This is a genomic window from Gillisia marina (assembly GCF_000258765.1).
GTDB classification, from domain to species: Bacteria; Bacteroidota; Bacteroidia; order Flavobacteriales; family Flavobacteriaceae; genus Gillisia; species Gillisia marina.
In genome coordinates this window covers 69,986-93,714 of the sequence record NZ_AJLT01000024.1, presented here as the reverse complement: position 1 = coordinate 93,714, position 23,729 = coordinate 69,986, and the positions used below count along the sequence as shown (strand labels likewise).

21 protein-coding genes and 2 pseudogenes are annotated in these 23,729 nt (G+C 35.1%); 12 read left to right on the top strand and 11 right to left on the bottom strand.

Annotated elements, in window-relative coordinates; translation table 11 throughout:
• Positions 1–63 precede the first annotated feature (63 nt).
• The 3 genes and pseudogenes from ON07_RS08010 to recG form a co-directional block, all read right to left on the bottom strand.
• Positions 64–660 (bottom strand): PspA/IM30 family protein, encoded by a 597-nt coding sequence (locus ON07_RS08010; protein WP_010229840.1) that lies wholly within the window; start codon positions 658–660, stop codon positions 64–66.
• Positions 638–907, bottom strand: coding sequence for a hypothetical protein (locus tag ON07_RS08005; protein ID WP_010229838.1), 270 nt, complete (start codon positions 905–907; stop codon positions 638–640). Before ON07_RS08005 ends, ON07_RS08010 begins: the two co-directional genes overlap by 23 nt.
• Positions 908–1,108: 201 nt before the next feature.
• A pseudogene (gene recG / locus ON07_RS14910) lies at positions 1,109–3,215 on the bottom strand (ATP-dependent DNA helicase RecG).
• 203 nt (positions 3,216–3,418) lie between these two features.
• Between recG and ON07_RS07995 the strand changes: the two are divergent.
• Genes ON07_RS07995 through ON07_RS07985 form a run of 3 tightly spaced genes read left to right on the top strand, consistent with a single transcriptional unit; the run spans position 3,419 to position 7,361 of the window.
• Positions 3,419–5,536, top strand: a complete 2,118-nt coding sequence (locus ON07_RS07995) for a M1 family metallopeptidase (protein WP_033445055.1) — start codon at positions 3,419–3,421, stop codon at positions 5,534–5,536.
• Positions 5,536–6,438 carry a patatin-like phospholipase family protein gene (locus tag ON07_RS07990; protein ID WP_010229833.1) on the top strand — a complete coding sequence of 301 codons (903 nt, stop codon included), beginning with the start codon at positions 5,536–5,538 and terminating at the stop codon, positions 6,436–6,438. Before ON07_RS07995 ends, ON07_RS07990 begins: the two co-directional genes overlap by 1 nt.
• Complete coding sequence (locus ON07_RS07985; protein ID WP_010229832.1) at positions 6,438–7,361, top strand: patatin-like phospholipase family protein; 924 nt, start codon at positions 6,438–6,440, stop codon at positions 7,359–7,361. Before ON07_RS07990 ends, ON07_RS07985 begins: the two co-directional genes overlap by 1 nt.
• A gap of 43 nt (positions 7,362–7,404) precedes the next feature.
• Here ON07_RS07985 and ON07_RS07980 read toward each other — a convergent pair whose 3' ends face one another.
• Genes ON07_RS07980 through ON07_RS15950 form a run of 5 tightly spaced genes read right to left on the bottom strand, consistent with a single transcriptional unit; the run spans position 7,405 to position 11,388 of the window.
• A complete protein-coding gene (locus ON07_RS07980; RefSeq protein ID WP_010229829.1) occupies positions 7,405–7,926 on the bottom strand; it encodes a DUF7935 family protein in 522 nt (173 codons plus the stop codon).
• Between the two features lie 2 nt (positions 7,927–7,928).
• The gene (locus ON07_RS07975; RefSeq protein ID WP_010229826.1) at positions 7,929–9,551 is read right to left on the bottom strand and encodes an FMN-binding glutamate synthase family protein; all 1,623 of its coding nucleotides are present in this window, start codon (positions 9,549–9,551) and stop codon (positions 7,929–7,931) included.
• Between the two features lies 1 nt (position 9,552).
• Positions 9,553–10,830 (bottom strand): amidohydrolase, encoded by a 1,278-nt coding sequence (locus ON07_RS07970; protein WP_029331688.1) that lies wholly within the window; start codon positions 10,828–10,830, stop codon positions 9,553–9,555.
• 16 nt (positions 10,831–10,846) lie between these two features.
• Positions 10,847–11,155 carry a DsrE family protein gene (locus tag ON07_RS15955; protein WP_050915869.1) on the bottom strand — a complete coding sequence of 103 codons (309 nt, stop codon included), beginning with the start codon at positions 11,153–11,155 and terminating at the stop codon, positions 10,847–10,849.
• Between the two features lie 26 nt (positions 11,156–11,181).
• Complete coding sequence (locus ON07_RS15950) at positions 11,182–11,388, bottom strand: hypothetical protein (protein ID WP_050915868.1); 207 nt, start codon at positions 11,386–11,388, stop codon at positions 11,182–11,184.
• Positions 11,389–11,553: 165 nt separating this feature from the next.
• Here ON07_RS15950 and ON07_RS07960 point away from each other — a divergent pair, with 165 nt between their 5' ends.
• The 5 genes from ON07_RS07960 to ON07_RS07940 all read left to right on the top strand — a co-directional run bounded on the left by ON07_RS07960 (position 11,554) and on the right by ON07_RS07940 (position 17,124).
• Positions 11,554–13,875, top strand: coding sequence for an ATP-dependent helicase (locus tag ON07_RS07960; protein ID WP_010229819.1), 2,322 nt, complete (start codon positions 11,554–11,556; stop codon positions 13,873–13,875).
• A 41-nt stretch (positions 13,876–13,916) separates the two neighbouring features.
• Positions 13,917–14,129 (top strand): hypervirulence associated TUDOR domain-containing protein, encoded by a 213-nt coding sequence (locus ON07_RS07955; RefSeq protein WP_010229816.1) that lies wholly within the window; start codon positions 13,917–13,919, stop codon positions 14,127–14,129.
• A gap of 90 nt (positions 14,130–14,219) precedes the next feature.
• The gene (locus ON07_RS07950; protein WP_010229813.1) at positions 14,220–15,929 is read left to right on the top strand and encodes an ArnT family glycosyltransferase; all 1,710 of its coding nucleotides are present in this window, start codon (positions 14,220–14,222) and stop codon (positions 15,927–15,929) included.
• A 6-nt stretch (positions 15,930–15,935) separates the two neighbouring features.
• Entirely contained in the window at positions 15,936–16,325 is a 390-nt protein-coding gene (locus ON07_RS07945) for a GtrA family protein (RefSeq protein ID WP_010229811.1), read from the top strand.
• Positions 16,326–16,503: 178 nt separating this feature from the next.
• Entirely contained in the window at positions 16,504–17,124 is a 621-nt protein-coding gene (locus ON07_RS07940) for an L-threonylcarbamoyladenylate synthase (RefSeq protein ID WP_010229807.1), read from the top strand.
• Positions 17,125–17,217: 93 nt separating this feature from the next.
• Here the strand turns inward: ON07_RS07940 and ON07_RS07935 are convergent, their stop codons facing one another.
• The 3 genes from ON07_RS07935 to ON07_RS07925 form a co-directional block, all read right to left on the bottom strand.
• Positions 17,218–18,051 (bottom strand): OmpA/MotB family protein, encoded by an 834-nt coding sequence (locus tag ON07_RS07935; protein ID WP_010229804.1) that lies wholly within the window; start codon positions 18,049–18,051, stop codon positions 17,218–17,220.
• 81 nt (positions 18,052–18,132) lie between these two features.
• Entirely contained in the window at positions 18,133–19,131 is a 999-nt protein-coding gene (locus ON07_RS07930) for a glycosyltransferase family 2 protein (protein WP_029331687.1), read from the bottom strand.
• 70 nt (positions 19,132–19,201) lie between these two features.
• Entirely contained in the window at positions 19,202–19,648 is a 447-nt protein-coding gene (locus ON07_RS07925) for a type I restriction enzyme HsdR N-terminal domain-containing protein (protein ID WP_010229801.1), read from the bottom strand.
• 143 nt (positions 19,649–19,791) lie between these two features.
• Here ON07_RS07925 and holA point away from each other — a divergent pair.
• From holA to ON07_RS07905, 4 genes and pseudogenes are all read left to right on the top strand, one after another.
• Positions 19,792–20,795, top strand: a pseudogene (gene holA, locus ON07_RS14900) (DNA polymerase III subunit delta).
• A complete protein-coding gene (menA, locus tag ON07_RS07915) occupies positions 20,796–21,689 on the top strand; it encodes a 1,4-dihydroxy-2-naphthoate octaprenyltransferase (RefSeq protein WP_010229800.1) in 894 nt (297 codons plus the stop codon).
• 238 nt (positions 21,690–21,927) lie between these two features.
• The gene (locus tag ON07_RS07910) at positions 21,928–22,608 is read left to right on the top strand and encodes a metal-dependent hydrolase (RefSeq protein WP_010229798.1); all 681 of its coding nucleotides are present in this window, start codon (positions 21,928–21,930) and stop codon (positions 22,606–22,608) included.
• 12 nt (positions 22,609–22,620) lie between these two features.
• Positions 22,621–23,655, top strand: coding sequence for an o-succinylbenzoate synthase (locus tag ON07_RS07905; RefSeq protein ID WP_010229796.1), 1,035 nt, complete (start codon positions 22,621–22,623; stop codon positions 23,653–23,655).
• Positions 23,656–23,729: the final 74 nt, after the last annotated feature.

Below are 23,729 nucleotides of genomic sequence, written 5' to 3'. Positions count from 1 at the left end.
GCTGTAGTTCTGTACTGTTGCTTTTTCCCATTTCTCTGAGCCATCTTCTTGCTGAAATACAACCTATTCAATAGAATTACTTGAGTTCTTCATTACTTCGTGACGCACCTTACGTTTTTCACCTTTTCTATTCACATAGGTTTCCATGAGCTCGACTTTGTTATTGCCAAGGTCTTTAACTTTTATGTGTGAAACATTTATTCCCATAGGATCTGTAGGATTAATAAATGCCATATCGTATCTATCTTCTATGGCATCATAAACCACTATTCTTTTCCCAACAGGGTTGTTTCCTTGGTTGTAATAAGTAATTGTTAGAATATTTCCATTTTCGTCATAACTAGAAGAGCTTCGAATTTTATTTTTATTAACCACTTTGTCTTCCTTGTAATTTGAAATATCTACATTAAAATCACCTTCCATAAAATCAAACATTTGATGCTTATTTTCTAATTTGGCGAGTTTCGCCTTGGAGGCTCGAAAGATTTGCTCATCAAGATCTGTACTGCTTTTCTCTGCTAGAGCGATCGATTTTTGAAGATTTTTCTTGGCTTCCTCCTTGTTTCCCATCTCTAATAAAAGATCGGCATAGGAATCGTAAGGATTCGCTTCTGTACTGTACTCTTCAATTTGAGCTTCAAATACTTTTTTTTGCAGCATCCAGATCTTGATCTTCTAGCATCAAGGTGTAACCTAATACATTCAAAGGTTCTTCAAATCCGTTATAACTTTTATCTGTATTTAGTTCCTCATACATATTGAGGCTTTGCTCTATGCCATTGGCCTTGTATTCTTTGTGCAACTTATCTGATAAATTTGGTTCAGATTTCTCTTGTCCTAGAACTAATGGACTCAGGCTTATAAGCAATATGCCTATAAACCACTTAAGGTTCAAATGTGCTCTCATAATTTTAATTTAATGTTAGTATTAAACGATTAAAATATTGTTGGGAGGAAAAATTGAATTTAAAACTTAAGATTGAGGATCTTAGAATTAATCGGGGTAAGAGTTCCGAATGCTCATTGAGGAGACTCGCAGGGATTTAAAGTTACAAAATAACTTTCAATAATCTTATAGTCAGTGATTAGGAATGAATATAAGCTGGTTTTAACTAATATAATTCCAAATATTCTTATGTTTAGCAACCTGCTGGTAGGTATATTTCACCATTTTGTGTTCGGGTTTTTCCAAGTTTGGATCATCGGATAGTAGTTTTTTAGCATAATCCCGTGCAGCTTTAAGAATCTGATTGTCTTTTACAATATCGGCGATCTTTAAATTAAGAACTCCACTTTGTTGAGTTCCCATAAGATCTCCGGGACCTCTAAGTTTGAGGTCTACTTCAGCTAATTCAAAACCATCATTGGTACTTACCATGGTTTGAAGCCTGGTTTTGCTGTCTTCAGAAAGTTTATGCCCGGACATTAGAATGCAATAACTCTGCTCGGCACCACGTCCCACACGACCCCGAAGCTGATGTAATTGGGAAAGTCCAAACCTTTCAGCACTTTCAATAATCATTACGCTCGCATTAGGAACATTCACTCCAACCTCTATTACGGTAGTAGCCACCATAATTTGAGTGTCTCCATTTATAAATCGATCCATTTCGTAATTTTTGTCTGCGGGTTTCATTTGTCCATGGACAATGGAGATTTGATATTTGGGCATCGGAAATTCTCTAGCGATACTTTCGTAGCCATCCATCAAATCTTTATAATCCATGGATTCAGATTCCTGAATTAATGGATACACGATATAAATTTGCCGGCCTTTTTCAATTTCATCTCTAATGAATCTGAAAACTTTTAGACGATTACTATCGAATCTATGAACAGTTTTTATAGACTTTCTTCCGGGTGGAAGTTCGTCGATTACAGAGACATCCAAGTCGCCATATAAACTCATGGCGAGAGTCCTTGGAATTGGTGTTGCCGTCATCACTAAAATGTGTGAAGGCAGTTCATTTTTCTTCCATAATTTAGAGCGTTGTTCTACTCCAAATCTATGTTGTTCATCTATAATTGCGAGGCCTAAATTTTTGAATTTCACCTTGTCTTCCAGCAGGGCATGAGTGCCAATTAAGATATCTAACTCGCCATTTTCAAGTTTTTCGTGAATTTCTCTTCTTTTTGAAGCTTTGGTTGAGCCAGTTAGTAGTTCTATACTGGTATTCAGATTTTTACATAAATCAATTAAGCCTGAATAGTGTTGTACTGACAAAATTTCAGTAGGCGCCATTAAACAAGCTTGAAATCCGTTGTCAAGTGCTATTAACATTGACATTAAAGCAACAATGGTCTTTCCGGATCCCACATCTCCCTGTAAAAGTCGGTTCATTTGCGCGCCGCTTCCAAGATCGCCCCTAATTTCTTTAATAACTTTCTTTTGTGCACCTGTTAATTCGAAGGGTAAATGTTCCTTATAAAAGGTTTCAAAATTTTCTCCGATGGTGTCAAAAACATATCCTTTAATTCTCTTTTTGTGGATCATATTTTTAACCAAAAGTTGCAGCTGAATGTAAAATAATTCTTCAAATTTTAGTCGGAATTGTCCCCTGGATAATAGCTCTTGACTCTTCGGAAAATGAACATTAAAAAAGTGCTTCTGCGCGAGAAATTAATTTGAGATCTGCATGAATATTTTGAGGTAAGGTATCGTAGAATTTTCCTTTGGTTTCAATAAATAATTGTTGCATTAATTTATTGATCACTCTATTTGTAATTCCCTTATTGGTGAGTTTTTCTGAAGATGGATATACGGGTTGCATTGCAGTTCGTAAACTTTTTTCATGCTCTTCCAATAATTCCATCTCTGGATGTGGCATGCTAAAAAGCCCATTAAACCAATTTGTTTTTCCGAAAATCACATAGGGAGTATTGATTTTAAGGTTTTCTCGAATCCATTTTTGGCCTCGAAACCAAACCAATTCCATTTTACCGGTTTCATCTACAAAATCGGCAACCAAACGTTTCCCCCTTTTTTGTTCAATGGTTCTAAGGCCAACAATCTTCCCAATAACTTGTACTTCTGCTGAATTTTGCTGAAGTTGTTTTATTTTATAATAATTGGTTTTGTCCAGATACCTATTTGGGAAAAAGTTAATGAGATCTTGATAGGTATGAATGCCTAGTTCTTTGCGAAGTAGCTCTGCCCGATTGGGACCAACTCCTTTTAAATAATCTATTGGGGTTTGTAATAAATTGGCAATCATGAAACGAAGATATTAAAATCCTTATTTAATCTCTTAGTAAGATTTAATTCCGTGAGATTTTTCAGAAGAAAAAAATACAAAGGAATATAGAATTCCTTTAAGCTATCAGATTTCATTAGCTCAACTTTAGAAGATTGAGTGTTTTAGATTTAGAATTTAATAAAGGGATTTTGTAATTTGCTTTACTATTGAAGTCCCAATACATGAAACAAATTTTGGTGTTGTTTGCTTTAATATTCCATTTTATGGGATATGCGCAATATGATAATTCCTTAGATCAAACTAAAAAAGTCGATTTTCTGAAGGTTGATGCTGAAATAAGCATTCTTCCGAAGAATGAAATGGTGGAGGGTGATGCAAATTATTATTTTAAAATTCTTCGCCCTCAGGATTCAATTTTTATAGATGCTAAAAACATGAATTTTTCAAACGTCCTTCTTGATGGTAAGAAGATTGCGTTTACAAATGATGGCTCAAGAATATGGATAATTTCAACTTTTTTGGCAAATAAAGAATATCAGCTTAGGTTAAAATATACAGCCAATCCAAAACAAGCTATGTATTTTATTAATTGGGACGCTCCAAAAGAAATGGTTACCAGTAGACAAGTTTGGACGCAAGGGCAAGGGAAAGATACTTCCCATTGGTTGCCGAGTTTCGATGATATGACCGAAAAAGCAATTTTTAATCTAACATTTAATTTTAACAAAGATTACAGTGTTATTTCCAATGGAGAATTAACACATAAAAAAGCGCTTAACGATTCTATCACACAATGGAAATTTCAAATGGATCAACCCATGAGCAGTTACTTGGTAGCTTTCGCTGCGGGCGATTATTCTAAACTTAGTTGGCAATCAACTAGCGCTATTCCAATCGAATTATATTTTGAGCCAAAAGATTCACTTAAGGTAGAACCCACCTATAGATACACTAAAGATGTTTTCGATTTTTTTGAAGAAGAAATTGGAGTGCCTTATCCTTGGAAGAATTACAAGCAGGTTCCAGTGCAGGAGTTTTTGTATTCAGGAATGGAAAATACAGGAGCTACAATTTTTTCAGATTCGTTTGTAATAGATTCTACGGCATTTGTAGATCAAAATTACGTTTTTGTGAATGCTCATGAGCTCGCGCATCAATGGTTTGGCAATATGGTAACCGAAACTCACGGGAAACACCATTGGTTGCATGAGGGATTCGCTACGTATTATGCATGGTTGGCTGAAAAGGAGATTTTCGGAGAAGATTATTATTACTGGAAATTATATGAGTCTGCAGAACAATTAAAAGAATTAAGCGATTCGGGGAAAGGGGAGTCTCTATTAAATCCAAAGGCAAGTTCGCTCACATTTTATCAGAAGGGAGCTTGGGCCCTGCATATTTTAAAGGAGTTGGTAGGAGAAGATAATTTTAAGAACGCAGTAAAAAGCTATGTTTTAAAGAATGCGTATTCAAATGTTACTACGGAAGATTTTGTACAAGCAGTAGAAGAAACCACTAATATGGATATTTCTACTTGGAAACAGGATTGGTTGCAACAAAGTGCTTTTCAAGGTACCGAAGCATTAGTTTCCTTGAAAAAATCTGAATTTATTACAAATTACATGGAATTAGCAGCTTTGCGAGAAACTTCAATTTTTATAAAAAAAGAATATTTAGAAAAAGCTTTAGATTTACCTGTGAATGAATATATGGGTCAGGAAGTGGTGTTTCAGCTGTCTGGAGAGAAACTTGAAGAGACGATCCCGCTCTACAAAAAGGCACTGGAAACTAATAATATAATGCTAAGACAAGCTGTTGCTGTAAGTATAGACTCAATTCCTTCAGCTTTAAAATCAGAATTTATTGGATTGCTGAAAGATGACTCGTATATAACAAAAGAAAATGCACTTTTAAAATCATGGTTACAATTTCCTGAAGAAACAGAAAGGGTGTTAGATGAAACAAAGGATATTCAAGGTTTTCAAAATAAGAATGTAAGATTACTGTGGTTGGTTATAAATTTGGTAAGTCCGGAAATAGCGTCAGACAAGAAACCTGCCTATTTCAAGGAATTATCGGGTTATACTAACAAAACCTTGCCTTTTGGATTAAGACAAAATGCTTTTGGCTATCTGTATCAGATAAACGCTTTTACAGAACAAAATCTTTTAGATCTTCTGGATGGCGCGCAGCACCACACGTATAGATTTAGAAATTATTGTAGAAGTTTACTAGATAAATTGCTACAGGAAGAAGAGTATCGATCTAAATATGTAGCTTTAAGTAGTAGCATGGAAAATCCAGACTTAGAATTTTTAACCAACAGATTACAAAATTAATGCGGGCATTAGTAATTTCTGGTGGTGGTAGTAAAGGAGCCTTTGCAGGAGGAGTTGCGCAGTATTTGATAGAAGAGATGGGGAATAAGTACGATCTCTTTTTAGGCACCTCTACAGGCAGCTTATTGATTTCTCATTTAGCGCTAAACAAGACTCAGAAAATTAAAGACGTTTATACATCGGTTAATCAAAGTAGTATTTTTAGCAATAGGCCCTTTTTAATTAAACGAAGGCACGGGCAAGACCATATATCTATAAATCATTTTAATGTGCTTCGTAATTTTATGAATGGTAAGAAAACTTTTGGAGAGAGTGGCAATCTTAAAAAATTGATCCTAGATACGATCTCCAGAGAAGATTTTGAAGAGCTAAAAGCAAGCAATAAAGAAATTGTTGTAACCGTTTCTAATATCTCGTTGAATGAAATAGAGTATAAGTCTATACATGAATATAGCTATGAGGATTTTTGCGAGTGGATCTGGATTTCTTGTAATTATGTGCCTTTTATGAGTTTAGTGCAAAAGAATGGCTGTGAATATGCCGATGGAGGTTTTGGATCTATGGTGCCTATAGAAGAAGCAATTAAACGAGGTGCTACAGAAATTGATGCGATTATTCTCCAAACAGAAGTAACTTATTTTAATAGAATGCCATCAAAAAATGTATTTTCACTTATTACTAATTTATTTAGTTTTATGTTGGATAGAATTGAAAATCAGAATATAAGGATTGGTAAATTTGCTGCAGCAAACAAAGATGTGATAATAAATTTCTATTATACCCCCACCGTGTTAACTACAAATTCTCTTATTTTTGATAAGGTGAAGATGGAAAGTTGGTGGGAGAGCGGTTTTAGTTTTGCCAAGTATAAAAATGAAGAATTAAACCAAATTGAACCTTAATGCGAGCATTGGTAATTTCAGGAGGTGGGAGTAAAGGAGCTTTCGCCGGGGGAGTGGCCCAGTATTTAATGGAAGAGGAGGGCAAGAAATATGACCTTTTTCTCGGAACTTCTACGGGTAGTTTATTAATTCCCCATTTAGCAGATGGTAATATTAAAAAGGTATATGATATTTATACCGACGTAACCCAGAAGAAAATATTCAGTATAAACCCATTTGTGGTTAAAAAGAAAGATGGTCGTGAGTATGTGACCATCAACTATTTTAATATGTTTCTTCAATTTGCAAAGAAGAAACGGACTTTTGGGGAAAGTAAAAACCTACGTAAAAACATAAAGAAAGATTTCACCAAAAAGGATTTTGAATCTGTAAAAAGTAAGGCGAAAGATGTAGTTGTAACCGTATCTAATTTGTCTAAAAATAGAGTTGAATATAAATCTATTCACGAGTTTTCTTATGAAGATTTTTGCGATTGGATTTGGATCTCTTGTAATTACATACCATTTATGAGTCTCGCTACTAAGAATGGCTATGAGTATGCCGATGGTGGTTTGGGTTGCGTAGTACCTATTAGAGAAGCTATTAAGCGCGGTGCCACCGAAGTAGATGCAATTATTCTGGAAGCCGAAAATATGGAATACAATAAGGTGCTCGGGAAAAATCCTTTTTCTTTGATGATCAATCTTTTTGGGTTTCTATTAGATCAGGTAGAATATCATGATGTAGTAGAAGGAAAGCTTGCTGCCATGAACAAACAGGTAAAATTGAACACCTATTACACGCCGGTTCAATTAACCGAAAACTCCTTGGTCTTTAACAAGAAAGCGATGACCTCCTGGTGGCAACAAGGTTTCGACTACGCGATGGAGCGCGGGATTCAAAAGAAAAACGAGCAAGTTTTATCTTTCAAAAAGATTCTTTAATCTCAATAAATTTGTGCTTTGTAATTAAATCCTCCGTAAAAGATTAAATCGTGTTTCTTACTTCTTTCTTGATGTAGTCTAATGCAGCTTCCGTAGGAGGTACTTGATCCATTAAAGCATTTAAAATATTTTGCCTTAATTCATCAGCATTAGTAACATCTTCCTTTTTTGCTGTTTTCCGAATAATACCTATAGTAGCATTCTTAGAGGTTTTAATAACATTCCAACATTCCGGCGATAGATAAATCTGCTGAGCTAAATTATGATCGAATTCCTGATCTATAGTTTGAACAAGCATATCTTCATACGCGCCTAGATCATTCGATTTTGGCTTTACTCTAAGTAACAATTTTCCCATAGAAATTCTTTCTAAAAATAGCGTCATCCGTTCAAAAGCTTGTAATTTTATTGGCAGTCCAATCTTCTGATTATCTAATCTTAAAAGATATTTCCTTCTTTTTTCTTCATTCGCTGTATGCATTTGAAAGAAATAAAACGAGATTAAACCAACAATAACAGCTGGTAATAGATAAAATAAAAGTTGAAGGAGATTAATGTCGGTCATAATTAATTAGTATGGTGTACAGATGTTTCTTCGGTTTCTGCTTCTTTAGTTTTTACTTGTTTTCCTTTAGAAAATGTTCCTCCCAAATGTGGGCAATCCATATGTTCTTGAACTGAAGTAAATGGAACTTTTGTTTTGTGATAAGCAAACGTAGAAGCTAGTGACTTTGTTATATTTTTATCGCTTAAGTTAATATCTACATCGTCCATCGTAAATTGCGAAGGATGTTCGTAACCACAGGCGTGCGTGATTTCCAGCAGCTCCTTTTTAAATTTAGCAAAGTAAAAATTCACTCTTTCTGCCTTATCTTTCACGTTAATACCCGCTTGTAGCCATTTATTGTGAGTGGTTATTCCTGTAGGGCAGGTATTGTTGTGGCAGGCTTGCGCCTGAATACATCCAATGCTCATCATTGCCTCGCGAGCAACATTTATACAATCTGCGCCCATCGCGAAGGCCATCGCAGCTTTTGCCGGAAAACCGAGTTTTCCACTGGCTATAAATACAATTCTTTCAGTAATTCCTTGTTTTTGAAATACATCATATAAATCTGTAAAGGCATTTATAAAAGGTAGAGAAACATGATCTGCAAAACTTGGAGGAGCAGCACCGGTACCGCCTTCGCCACCATCAACAGTAATGAAATCCGGGCCGCGATTGGTTTCTTTCATGATTTGTGCTAATTCTTCCCATTGCTTCAGTTGGCCAATTGCCGATTTTATACCAACCGGTAAACCAGTAGCTTCCGCTATTTTTTCAATAAAGTCTACCATTTCTGGCACAGAGCTAAACGCTGAATGCGTAGGCGGAGACAGGATGTCTTTACCTTGAGGTACATTTCTTATTTCAGCAATTTCCTTCGTAATTTTAGAAGCTGGGAGCACACCGCCTTTCCCGGGCTTAGCGCCCTGAGATAATTTAATTTCAATAGCTCTTAGCTGAGGATGCTCTTCAACCAATTTTACGAGTTTTTCCATGGAGAAGTTCCCGTCGTCCCCTCGCACTCCAAAATATCCCGTTCCAAAATGAAAAACGACATCTGCACCCATTTTATGGTATGCGGAAAGTCCACCTTCTCCCGTATTGTGATATGCATTAGCCAACAGACATCCTTTATTTAAAGATTCTACAGCCTTCGCTGAAAGGGAACCATAGCTCATTGCAGAAACATTAATTATAGATGCAGGTCTATAAGGTCTTCTCCTTTTATTGAAGGATCCCATTACTTTTGCGCAAGCTATAAAATAGGGGTGATCTGTATTTGGATGGTCCTTTTCGAGCTTGTAAGCAAGCATGGAATTATTTATAAAAATATAATTGGTTCTATAAATATCCTCATCAGTACCAAAGCCTTCGTAATTATTTTCATTTTTAGCCGATGCATAAATCCATCCACGTTCATTTCTGTTAAAAGGAAGCTCTTCCCTGTCACTGGCAACAATATATTGCCTTAACTCGGGGCCTATACTTTCCAAGAAATAACGCAAATGCCCAACAACCGGAAAGTTGTGTTTTATAATATGCTCTTTACTAAAGAAGATATCTTTAATAGCTATAACTAATAAGAATAATAGTATCCATCCCCACCAGGGAATAGTGCCTAGAATATCCAATAGTTCATTCATTCTATTTATTTAAATAATCTAAAGCTAATTGAGACATTACTTTTACACCTAACAGCATTCCGCTTTCGTCGATATAAAAATCTGGAGTGTGATGAGGTGCAGACTCCGTGTTTCCTGGGGTTTGTCCGCCTAAAAAGAAATAAAACCCTGGAACTACTTCTTGAAAGAAAGAAAAGTCTTCTCCTCCTGTGGTAGCCTTAACTAGCTCTACGTTATCCTTTCCTGCAATATTTTGCAAGGTTGGTAGCATCTGATTTGTTAGTACTGGATCGTTATAAGTAATAGCTGTATTATTTTGAAATTCTATGGTAGCATCACCGCCATAAGCTTTGGCAATTGCAGGAACCATTTCGCTCATTCTTTTAAGAATGGTAGCTTTCATGTCGGCATCCAACGTTCTAATAGTTCCAATTAATTCTGCAGATTCCGGGATTATATTGAAACGCACACCACTGGTAATTTTACCTACTGTAATCACCGCTGCGCCATCTACTAATTTAGAATCCCGACTTATAATAGTTTGTAAGCCATCGATAATTTTTGCTGAAATTAGGATTGGATCGGTACCACTCCAAGGAGCAGAACCGTGTGTTTGCTTTCCTTTTACATTTATCACAAAACGCTCTACAGCAGCCATAGTGCCTTCTGGTTTGTATCTAATTGTCCCAACAGGTGTCCCAGAATTTATGTGCAGTCCAAAAATAGCATCCACATCTGGGTTTTTGAGCACTCCTTCTTCAATCATCACTGAAGCTCCTCCTTTTTCTCCCGGGGGTGGACCTTCTTCTGCTGGTTGAAAAATGAATTTTACGGTACCATTTATCTTGTCTTTGTTCTTGGAAAGTATTTCGGCAACTCCCATTAAAATTGCGGTATGCGTATCATGACCACAGGCATGCATTACACCGGTTTCTGTTCCTAGAAATTCTGTAACAACTTCAGATTTAAAAGCCAGATCATTTCTTTCGGTTACAGGCAAAGCATCGATATCTGCTCGTAAAGCAACTACTTTTCCAGGGTTATCTCCTTTTAAAATTCCAACTACTCCGGTCTTTGCGACTCCTGTTTGCACTTCTAAACCAAGACTCTCAAGATGCTTTGCAATTTTTTCAGCAGTTTTAAACTCTCGGTTAGAAAGTTCCGGGTATTTATGAAAATCTCTTCTCCATTCTATCACTTTAGATTCAATGTCGTTAATTTGAGATTCCAGATCTGGTTTCATTTGGGCCTGAGATCCCATTGTAAGTAGTAAAGACAGGCATAGAAAAACATATTTCATAGGTGTGTTTTTTAGTTTAAAAATTAATAAGACGATATCCTTGATTTTGAAGTTGGACTAAAGCCGTCATTGCCGAAAGGGATATTTGGACCTCTGGTAATGCTTCAGATTTTGTGATGTTTCTATATGCGGCAGTTTGTCCACATAAAATCACTTGAACTCCATGACTTGCCAATTGAGAGATTAATTCCGCATTAGGATTTGTGGTGATTTCAGGAAATTTTTCTTGATAAAATTCACTCTTTAAAATTTCTGTAGAAGCGGCTCCGTGAATAACCAAAGCTACTTTTATATTTTCAGCAGGAACTCCGGCTTCTCTATGCATATTTATAAATCGTGCAGCAGTTTCAATTAGTGCATTTGGTTGCGAAGCTTGTCAAAACTTCTGCCGATATCAAAAACAACTTTGTATTGTGCCGTAGTATCGGTTTTAAAATCTGGGTTGGAAACCTCATAGATCTTTCCATACTCTTTTATAATTTCACCGGAATGAGCTTCTTGCGCAAAATTGCTGAGAGTAGCTATTAGTGCAACTATTAATACTAATTGTTTGACCATTTAGGGTTTGTTATTTATAATTCGGAAGATTTTTTCTAGAGCTAAATATATTTAAAATAATAGGCATGTCATAATTTGCGGCCTCTTTGTTCAAAAGTAAGCCTAAAAGGAGTTTTAAAGTACATCTTAATTGGTTAAATTCACAGCTTAAAAGAAAGAGTAAATTTGGAATCTTATTTAGCAGAATTAAACGATGCCCAACGGGCTCCCGTTCTTCAGAAAGACGGGGCAATGATAGTGATAGCAGGAGCAGGGTCTGGAAAAACGAGGGTGCTTACCTACAGAATTGCTTATTTAATGAGCAAGGGCGTAGATCCATTTAATATTCTTTCGCTAACCTTTACCAACAAGGCGGCAAGGGAAATGAAAAAAAGGATCTCCCAGATTGTTGGAAGTAGTGAAGCAAAGAATCTTTGGATGGGAACTTTTCACTCCATATTTGCCAGAATGTTGCGTATGGAGGCAGATAAGTTGGGATACCCTTCGAATTTCACCATTTATGATACTCAGGATTCTCAACGGCTTATTTCAGCAATCATCAAAGAGATGGGACTGGATAAGGATGTTTATAAATACAAGCAGGTATATTCGAGAATCTCGTCCTATAAAAATAGTTTGATCACTGTTAAGGCCTATTTTCAGAATCCTGAATTACGGGAGGCAGATGCGATGGCTAAAAAACCAAGGCTAGGTGATATTTATAAAAATTATGTAGAGCGTTGCTTTAAAGCAGGCGCGATGGATTTTGATGATTTATTGCTGAAGACAAACGAGTTGTTAAATAGATTTCCGGAGGTGCTTCAGAAATACCAGAATCGTTTTCGTTATATTTTAGTAGATGAGTATCAAGATACAAACCATTCACAATATTTAATTGTAAAAGCACTTTCAGATAAATTTCAGAATATATGTGTGGTAGGAGATGATGCGCAAAGTATTTATGCTTTCCGCGGAGCGAATATCAATAACATTTTGAATTTTCAGAAGGATTACGATAATGTTCAAATGTACCGATTGGAGCAAAATTACCGATCAACGAAAAACATTGTGAATGCAGCTAATTCCATTATAGATAAGAATAAAACGAAGCTTGAAAAAGTAGTTTGGACCGCAAATGACGATGGACCAAAAATAATTGTAAATAGGTTGCTCACCGATGGGGATGAAGGTAGATATGTAGCGAGTTCTATTTTCGAGAACAAGATGCAAAAGCAAATGAACAACGGGGATTTTGCGATTTTATATAGAACTAATGCCCAAAGTAGGGCGATGGAAGACGCTTTGAGAAAAAGAGAGATTCCTTATAGAATTTATGGGGGCCTATCTTTTTATCAACGTAAAGAGATCAAAGATGTTTTGGCATATTTGCGGTTGTTGGTAAATCCTAATGATGAAGAAGCCTTAAAAAGGATTATTAATTTTCCGGCTCGAGGGATAGGATCTACTACCATAGATAAATTAACTATTGCGGCGAATCAATACGGGAAATCTATTTTTGAGATCATCGAAAATATCGATCATTTGGATCTTAAGATTAATTCGGGAACCAGAAATAAGCTGGCGAACTTCGCGAATATGATCAAGAGTTTTAAGATCCTTACCGAGAATGCTGATGCCTTTGTGGTAGCAGATACGGTAGCCAAGAAAACCGGACTCGTACAAGAGCTTAAAAAAGATGGAACGCCGGAAGGGATTGCGAAGATTGAAAACATTGAAGAGCTTCTTAACGGGATTAGAGATTTTGTGGAAGGACAGCAAGAACTGGCAGACGTTACCGGATCTTTAACCGAATTCCTGGAAGATGTTGCTTTAGCAACAGATATGGATAAGGAAACCAACGAGGATCATGTTGCGCTTATGACTATACATTTAGCAAAAGGATTGGAATTTCCATTTGTTTATATTGTGGGTATGGAGGAAGATCTTTTTCCTTCTGCAATGAGTATGAATACCCGGACTGAATTAGAAGAAGAACGAAGATTGTTTTATGTGGCTTTAACCAGAGCCGAGAAACAGGCCTATTTAACTTACACACAATCCCGTTACAGATGGGGAAAATTGGTAGATGCAGAACCAAGCAGGTTTATCGAGGAAATAGATGAAGCTTATATGGATTATATGATTCCTCAGGATGATTATAAATATAAGCCGTTAATGGATCTCGATATTTTTGGGGATGTAGATAAAAGTAAATTCAGGCAAACCAAGCCAAAATCGGGTACGCCACCACCTGCCCATAAGCCTAACGAAGAGCAACTAAGAAAACTTAGAAAACTTAGGCCAACTACAGCAAATTATCCTACAGCTTCCATAAAGGATGCAGTTAAATTGGAAGCAGGGAATGAGGTGGAACATATTCGATTTGGAAAAGGAAAAGTATTGAATATCGATGGTATTGGACAAGATAAAAAAGCAGAGATCAATTTCGAAAATGGCGGCGTAAAAAAACTGTTGTTGAGATTCGCTAAATTGAAGGTACTCTCTTAATTTTCTTGTTTATTTATTGTTTTACTCTAATTTTATAAAAGATGATACGAAAAGGTACTGAAGTAAAATGGAAATGGGGCTCTGGTGAAGCTGAAGGTAAAATAATAGAAACTTTTACAGAAGAAGTGACCAAGACCATTAAAGGAAACGAAGTAACCAGAAATGGTGAAAAAGGGAATAAAGCACTGCTCATAGAACAAGAGGATGGTGGTAAAGTTCTAAAGTTAGAAAGTGAAGTAACTGCCAAAAATTAAAATTTAAAATACCCTACAGTAAGTTAGCTGATTGATTGTAACAGCTATTAGAATTCATAGTAATAAGAATTAAATCTAATTCCTTATGACATGAAATTACTGGGTAGAATTAATAATTCTTCGTATTCAATATTCTGGATCCTGCTCTTTTGGGTAGTTCTAAACATTTTTAGCGCTTATTATACAGGCATAGCTCACGATGAGGCATATTATTGGGTTTTCTCCCAACACTTAGATTGGGGCTACTTAGACCATCCACCGGCAGTTGCTGTTCTTATCTGGTTGGGACAATTACTATTAGATAATAATTTAGGGGTTCGTTCTTTTAATATCTTACTAAATGCAGGTTCCATATACTTGCTTTGGAAAATTTGCAAAATCTATGGGAAAGACATCATCCTTTTTTCTTTTCTTTATTTTGGAATTGCGGCTTTTCATGTGTACTCCTTTATTATTGTGCCGGATGCGCCACTTTTAGCAGCATCGGTATTATATTTTTGGTTCCTAAAAAAGTACTTAGCAAAAGATTCTATTCGCAATTGTTTATTGCTAGCAATGGCAATAGCTTTTATGATTTACAGTAAATATCATGGTTTCTTAATTTTGATATTTACTATAGTTGCACTTCCAAAACTGTTGTTTAAACGTAGCTTTTGGTTGGTTGCATTATTTTCAACCATATTTTTTCTTCCAAATATACTTTGGCAAGTAAATAATGAAATTCCAAGTTTAGAATATCATATAAGTGGGCGAGGAAATCTACCTTATCGAATTAAGGATACTACAAACTATTTTCTAGGTTTACTATTAATAACAGGACCCTTATTAGGATTTATTTTCTGGTTTATAATATTTAAAACTCGAGTTATAAATAGATGGGAACGGGTTTTAAAAGTCACTGTTTTTGGGTTTGTGATTTTCTTTTTTATAGCAAGCTTTAGAAGCAAAATTGAACCCAATTGGAATAGCCCGTTATTAATTCCCCTATTTATACTTTCCTATAAATATTTGATACATCACTTACAGTTAAGAAAAATAGCAATTGTTTTAGGTGCAATTACCTTAGTTTTAAGTTTGAGTTTTAGGTTTTACGCATCCAATGATGAGGTATATAATAACTTATCCCCCCTTATAGATATTAAAAATGAATTTCACTTCTGGGAAGATTGGTCGCAAAGCATAGCAGCGATTGCCGATGGAAAGCCGGTGGTGTTTTTAAGTTCTTATCAGTTGGCATCCAAATATACAAATTATACCCGTGAGCTATCGCATAGCTATAATGCTGTCTATTATCGTAAAAATCAATATGACCTTTGGGAAATAGAAAATAAGCTGCAAGGTCAAAATGTATTAGTAGTTTCTAAATACAAAAGGGAAAACTTTCAAACAGTCATAACACCTATTGGTGGTTACTATTATACTGAAATAGAAAATTTCAGGAGCTATAACAAAATAAAAATTGAGCTTCAGAATAAAATTTCAACATTAAATGCCGGAGATACTTATCCTTTGGTGGTTAGGCTGAAGAATCAATTCCTAGTCCCGGTTACTTTTACTGAAAACCCAGAATTACCGGTAAATTTAGTAGTTTCAATATTTCAGCATAAAAAACTTATACTAGAGCAAGAATTTCCTTTGCCGAAACTTTCTAAACCCTTAGAGTCAAACCAGAGTATTCGGCAGCAATTGCATTTAAAAACTCCTGAAAAACCCGGAAGTTATTACATGTACATCTCCCTGAAACCTGGCAATCTAGATCCTGGGATAAATTCAAAAAAAATAAATTTTAAAGTAAATTAAAATCCGATGGAACTGCTACTGTGGAAATTTATAAAATTCTGTCTTGTTGGCACTATTGGTTTGTTTATCGATTTTTCTAGCACCTATTTTCTAAAGGAAAAATGGTACTTCAATAAATATCTGGCAAATAGTATCGGATTTTGTCTAGCGGTTTTAAATAATTATATGCTGAATAAATATTGGACGTTTCAGGATTCCAATCCGGAATTTTTAAATCAGGGCACAAAGTTTTTAGTTATTTCAATAATTGGATTATTGCTAAATAATCAGATCATCTATCTTTTGATAAATAGAAATAAATACAATTTTTATATCTCTAAACTAATTGCAATAATCGTGGTGGTGCTTTGGAATTTTATAGCCAATTATTTTATCACTTTTTCTAATAATTATTGAAGCTTTTTTTTTATTCTGAATTCTTTCAAGTTGAAAAGATGTTCTTATGTTTTAAGAAAAAAAAAGAAAATGTAGTTAGATTAACTTTAATGATAAATGTGTTTCTGAATTATTCAATATTAAATTAAAGATTCCTTGAATAAATTTGTAATTTTTCAAATTATTAAAATGTACCACAATGGCCAAGCTTATTAGAATTTATGAAGAGAACCCAAATCCTAAAGACATCAAAAAAGTAGTTGATGTGTTAAGAAAAGGTGGTTTGATTATTTATCCAACCGATACAGTGTACGGACTTGGTTGCGACATTACTAATACGAGTGCTTTAGAACGAATTGCACAGATAAAACAGGTGAAATTAGAGAAAGCTAATTTCTCTTTTATTTGTGAGGACCTAAGCAATCTCTCCGATTATGTGAAGCAAATAGATTCTCCAACTTTTAAGTTGCTAAAACGGAATCTCCCAGGCCCTTTTACTTTCATTCTTCCGGGAAACAATAATCTTCCAAATGTTTTCAAGAAAAAGAAAACAGTAGGGATTAGAGTGCCAGATAATAATATTTGTCGGGCGATCGTGGGAGAATTGGGAAATCCTATAGTATCTACTTCTATTAAGGATGACGATGAGGTGATAGAATATACAACGGACCCAGAATTAATTCTTGAAAAGTGGGATAATTTGGTAGACCTAGTTATCGATGGTGGATATGGAGATAATGTAGCTTCTACGGTGATAGATCTTACAGGTATGGAGCCGGAAGTAGTGAGAGAAGGAAAAGGGAGTATAGAGCTTATGTAAGCAAATTATGTAACTAAAATTATTCTATTAAGTATATCAAATAAAAAAAGCCCCGCAATTGCGAGGCTTTTAATTTTTTAGAGAATGTTCAGCTTATTTAGCTTCTTTCATTCCTTGCTCTATAAGATTATAGAATTGATCTAATTTAGGTAAGATTACAATTCTTGTACGTCTATTCTTAGAACGACCCTCCGCAGAAGCGTTAGATGCTACAGGAATATAGTAACTTCTTCCCGCTGCAGTCATTCTTTCTGGAGGAACACCAAATTCATTTTGTAGAATTCTTACAACAGAAGTTGCACGTTTAACACTTAAATCCCAGTTGTCTTCGATTATTGCATTTTTAATAGCTTGATCATCTGTGTGACCTTCTACCATAAATTCAATTTCCGGCTTGTTTTTCACAACAGTTGCAACTTTTCCTAATACTTCTTTAGCACGAGAGGTTACATTGTATTTACCGCTTTCAAATAATAATTTATCTGAGATGGAAACATACACCACACCTTTTTCAACATTAATACTAATATCTTCATCGCTCATGTTTCCAAGAACACCTTTAAGACTAGTAACTAAAGCTAAAGTAACAGAATCTTTCTTAGTGATAGCATCTTGCATACGCTGGATTTTCATATCCTTTTCTTTGATGCTCTCTAAAGATTTCTCTAGGTTAGAAGCTTCTTTAGTAGAAAGAGTTGCTAAGTTTCCAACATTATTTAATAATGCAGAGTTCTGATTATTAAGGGTTTTTATTTGTTCTCCTAAACGTTCTTTTTCATCCAAACAAGAATTCAATTTAACAGTCGCAGTGTTTAATTGATCTTTTGTCTCTTGTTGTAAGGTTTCAAGCTCAGCGTATTTCTTCTGTGACACACAAGAAGAAAGTAATAAAGCGGCTGTAGCCGTAAGTAACATGATTTTCTTCATAATTTGTTGTAAATTTTATTTGTTAGAATTTCTCAAAGCTATCAAAATTAGTGCCCATATACTAGTTTTTGCCTTGAAACATTATAAATCGGGAAATTTTTTTTGCCCCAATCCATAATTTCGGCAAACAACGGAAATTTTTGAATAATAATCCTCCTTCTTAGGAAGTTTTTTCCGTTTTTTTAACATTTTATTTAAACTCTTATAAAAGCTTATATGTGCTTGAAAAACAGCAGTAAAATGGCCGAATTTCATTTCGACTAAAAATTTTATGGCAGCAATTCCATCCAACTTCATTCGTAATAATAAGGTCCAGAATAATTTATTAGCTGGAACGTTTTTTACAAGATTAAACAAGCTATTTCTGAAATTAAAAAACGTCTTTTTTGGATTCATGCTATTTAAAGTTGCTCCCCCCACATGATACACCACAGAGTTTGGAGTGTAAATCACTTTATAACCATAATTATAAAGTCTCCAGCAAATATCTATTTCTTCCTGATGCGAGAAATAATCTTCATCTAGCTTACCAACTTCGTAATACCGATCTCGTTTTATAGCTAAACATGCCCCGCTAGCCCAAAAGATCTCCACTTCATCATCATATTGTCCTAAATCTTCTTCCAGATTATCGAAAATCCTTCCTCTACAATATGGGTATCCAAACTTATCTATAAAGCCACCCGCAGCTCCGGCATACTCAAAATGCGTTGGTTTTTTATAATCTAAAATTTTTGGTTGCACCGCCGCAACTTTATTATCTTTTTCAAAAATGCCTTTTATAGGTGATAGCCAGTTGGGAGTTACTTTTACATCACTATTTAGTAAAATAAAGATATCTTCAGTTAAGCCTTCAAGAGCATCATTATATCCCTTTGCATATCCGCCATTTACTTTGTTTTGGATAATTTTTACTTCAGGAAAATTGGCTTCAACATAAGATACAGAACTATCTGTAGAAGCATTGTCTGCTACATAAATAGTGGCGTCGTTGGAATATTTTACAACATCTGGGAGAAACTCTTTTAATAGATTCAGCCCATTCCAATTTAATAGTACTACTGCAATAGTCTGATTCATTCTAAATTCTGATGTTTTATTCTCTAGCTTCAAAAGTAAACAGAATAATTTTTAAGTTAAAGCGAAGGATCTATAATCGATATTCTGGGATGGTTTGTAAAAAATGATACTTTTCCAGTTCGTAATCTAACTGGCAAAAATGATGATCTAAACCATTTGTAACCATAAGATATTTAGCATCCAGGCTCATGTTGTATCTCGCAATTTGATCGAAAGTGTCCTGAGTTATCTTTATGGACGGCGCTTTGCACTCTACAATAAGATGAATATCCCCTTTCGAATTATAAACAACTACATCATACCTTTTAATACGCTTTCCTATTTTGAGTTGTTTCTCCACATTGATAAGACTTTTTGGATAGTTTTTTTCTGAAATAAGATACTGGACGGTATGTAATCTCACCCATTCTTCAGGAGTAAGGATTATAAATTTTTTCCTAATCTCATCGAAAGCGGCTATTTTATTTTCGCTATTTTTGAAGCGAAATGTATATTGCGGAAAATTCAGTTTTTGCATCAGTTCAAATAAACAAAATTCTATAGTTATAGCTCAAGAATTATTCTATTAATAAAGTGTTTTGTCTTTAGTTTCTAATAGAAATATTCTCTTTTGAAGTAAAAAATCTTCAAATTATTTAAGCCTAACTGCCTTACACCCTTATGGAAGACGCAATTCAAATAGTTACTTCAATTAAAAACGGACAGGTAAAACCTATTTATTTTTTAATGGGAGAAGAGCCTTACTATATAGACAAAATCGCCAGTTATATTGAAGATCACTTAATGCCTGAAGAAGAAAAAGGCTTTAATCAGATGGTGATGTATGGACGTGATACTTCTATAGATGAAATAATTAGCAATTGTAAGCGATATCCTATGATGGCCGAAAGGCAGGTTATTATTGTTAAAGAGGCGCAGGATCTTTCCAGAACTATCGAAAAATTAGAAGCTTATTCAGATAATCCGCAGCTACAACAACTTTGGTCGTGTGTTACAAGTACAAAAAGATTGATAAAAGAAAAAAGCTCTATAAGTCGGTTGCTAAAACCGGAGTGATCTTTGAAAGCAAGCGGCTTTATGATAATCAGGTGTCAGATTGGATTCAGAAAACTTTAAAATCTAGCGGGTATGGGATTTCTCCAAAAGCATCGCAAATGCTCGTAGAATTTTTAGGGACAGATTTAAGCAAGATCGATAACGAATTGCAAAAATTACAATTAATTGCCCCTAAAGGAACTAATATCACGCCGGAGCTTATTGAGGAAAATATAGGAATAAGTAAGGATTTTAATAATTTCGAACTCAGAAAAGCTATTGGAATGCGGGATACGGTAAAGGCGCATAGAATTATAAATTATTTCGCACAAAACACAAAAGACAACCCGATGGTTGTAACTGTATCTTTATTGTTTGGCTATTTTTCTCAAATCTTGCAATATCATGGTACGGCAGATAAATCCAAAGGGAATATCGCAAAGGTTTTAAAAGTGAATCCCTATTTTGTAGCAGATTATGTGTTAGCAGCCAGAAATTACCCAATGAAAAAAGTGAGTCAGATTATTGCTTATTTACGTGAAACAGATGTAAAGAGTAAGGGAGTAGGCGCTACAAATATGCCTTCTGGTGATTTGCTGAAAGAATTGGTTGTAAAAATTATGAATTAAATGACAGGATTTAAAACGTGGGTTAGCGCTGCAAGATTAAGAACGCTACCATTATCTATAAGTGGCATCATCGTGGGTACCACGATTGCCGTGCATCAAGGTTATTTTAGTATTGTAATTTTTAGCCTCGCTTTGGGAACCACTTTAGGACTCCAGATCCTCTCAAATTTCGCAAATGATTACGGAGATGGAGTAAAAGGAACCGATAATGAAGATAGAGTTGGGCCGCCAAGAGCCTTGCAAAGCGGCATGATTACAGAAAAAGAGATGAAACAAGGGATTGTAGTTACTGCAATTTTGACCTTGTTCATGGCGATGCTTTTAATTTATTCGGCTTTTGGGCAAGAACACTTTTGGTACGCAATCATCTTTTTTATTTTAGGAGTGAGTGCTATTGTGGCCGCAATTAAATACACCATCGGTACAAACGCCTATGGTTATAGAGGCTTGGGAGATGTATTTGTCTTCATCTTTTTTGGACTAGTAGCAGTTTTAGGAACCTATTTTCTTTATGCCCGCGAGATATATTGGATAGCGATATTGCCGGCAATAGCAATAGGCATGCTAAGTGCAGGAGTGCTAAACCTTAATAATATGAGGGATCGGATTTCCGATGAAAAGTCTGGAAAAATAACACTTGTGGTGAAAATGGGTGCAAAACGAGCTAAAAATTATCATTATTCCTTAATTCTTGGGGCTATATTTTCCCTTGTTATTTTTAGTGTGCTTATGTCTAAGGAGCTAAATAATTTCATATATATCCTTGCCTTTATTCCTTTAGTGCTTCATTTAAAACGAGTTGTTCAAAATGAGGATCCTCAAAAATTAGATCCGGAACTTAAAATATTAGCGCTAACGACCTTCGCAATAGCTAGTTTATTTGGGATAGTTTGATTATTTAGAAGGGAGTTAAATTTTAGAGGGCAGTAGTTATCTTTATATTAAAATTATAATGTCAGGTTGAGTATTTCGACTTCGCTCAATACAGGCTAAAGTCGAAACCTACTTTTTAAGCTTGAAGAATTCTCTACTGGCTCGAGCAGATAAAGCGAGTCACATATAAATTTTAACATAGGCTTCAGGTTTAATCTTATTTCAATGTTTATTTTTATTGAAATTCAATTTATTACTAATGATTATAACATTTTACGGCCAAAATTCCTTCGGAATCAAAATAGGTGATATTAATATTATTGTAGATCCATTTATTACCGGTAATAAACTCTCCAAAGACATTATAGATATTCACGATTTAAAAGCAGATTTCATCATGCTTACGCATGCGCATCAGGATCATATTCTAGATGCTGAAGCGATTGCGAAAAATACCGGAGCTATAATTGTCAGCAATTTTGAAATTGCAACGCATTACGAAAATAAAGGCTTTGAGGTGCATCCTATGAATCATGGCGGTTCTTGGGATTTTGAATTTGGGAAGGTGAAATATGTAAATGCTATCCATACAAGTTCATTTCCTGATGGCTCTTACGGAGGACAACCCGGAGGTTTTGTGATTGAAGGGGAGCATAAGAATATTTATATAGCGGGAGATACTGCGCTAACTATGGATATGAAGCTTATCCCAATGAGTACCAAATTGGATCTGGCGATTTTACCGATTGGAGATAATTTCACGATGGGTGTAGAAGATGCAATAATAGCAAGTGATTTTGTTGAATGTGATAAAATAATAGGTTGTCACTACGACACTTTTGGATACATAGAAATAGACCACGAAGAGGCGAAACGGAAATTTTATGAAAAAGGGAAAGATCTCATGCTTTTGGAAATTGGTAAAAGTATTGAATTGTAATTTCGTTTTTTAATGCAGGCTACGTATCGCAAACACCTTCTTGAATTTAAACGTCCTAGCGGCACTTCCCGTGGTGTTCTTACCACTAAAGAAACTTGGTTTATAATTATTACTTCCGAAGGTAAAACTGGCATAGGAGAATGTGGATTATTAAGGTCTCTTAGCATAGATGATAGACCGGATTATGAAAAGAAATTAGCTTGGGTTTGTGAAAACATTTCCTTGGGTGCTGAAGCTCTTTGGGAACAACTTTTAGAATTTCCTTCATTACAATTTGGGGTAGAAATGGCTTTTAGATCTTTGGAATCTTCGTATCCTTTTATATTGCATCCTTCAGAATTCACCAACGGAAATGATTCCATACCAATAAATGGTTTGGTTTGGATGGGTGAAAAATCCTTCATGAAAGAGCAAATTCTGGATAAGATCAAAAACGGGTTTAAGTGCATTAAGCTAAAAATTGGTGCGATCGATTTTAATGAAGAATTAGACCTTTTAAAATTTATAAGAGCTGAGTTTTCTTCAGAAGAAATTGAATTAAGAGTAGATGCTAATGGAGCTTTTTCTCCCGAAGATGCTTTGCCAAAATTGCAACGACTTAGCAAATTTGATCTCCATAGTATAGAGCAGCCTATCAAACAAGGTCAGTTTTACGAAATGGCAAAACTTTGCGAGAGCACACCCGTTGCTATTGCTTTAGATGAAGAGCTAATTGGCGTTGTGGGTGTAACGAATAAGAAGAAATTACTACAAACAATTAATCCTCAATACATCATTTTTAAACCAAGTTTAATTGGAGGATATCGAGGAACAGAGGAGTGGGTTGAATTAGCGAACGAAAAGCAGATTGGCTGGTGGGTTACAAGCGCATTAGAAAGCAATGTGGGTTTAAATGCTATAAGTCAATGGACGTATACTAAAAAGTCCCAATTGCCGCAAGGTCTTGGAACCGGTGGCCTATATACAAATAATTTTGATTCTCCGTTAGAGGTGAAAAACGGAACAATAACGTACAATCCTGAAATGTCTTGGGATTTTAATCTATAATTTATTCATGTTTATTAAGCAAGCATTTAATTACCAACATAGTTTCTGGAGATATATATTAGGTGTCTCAATCA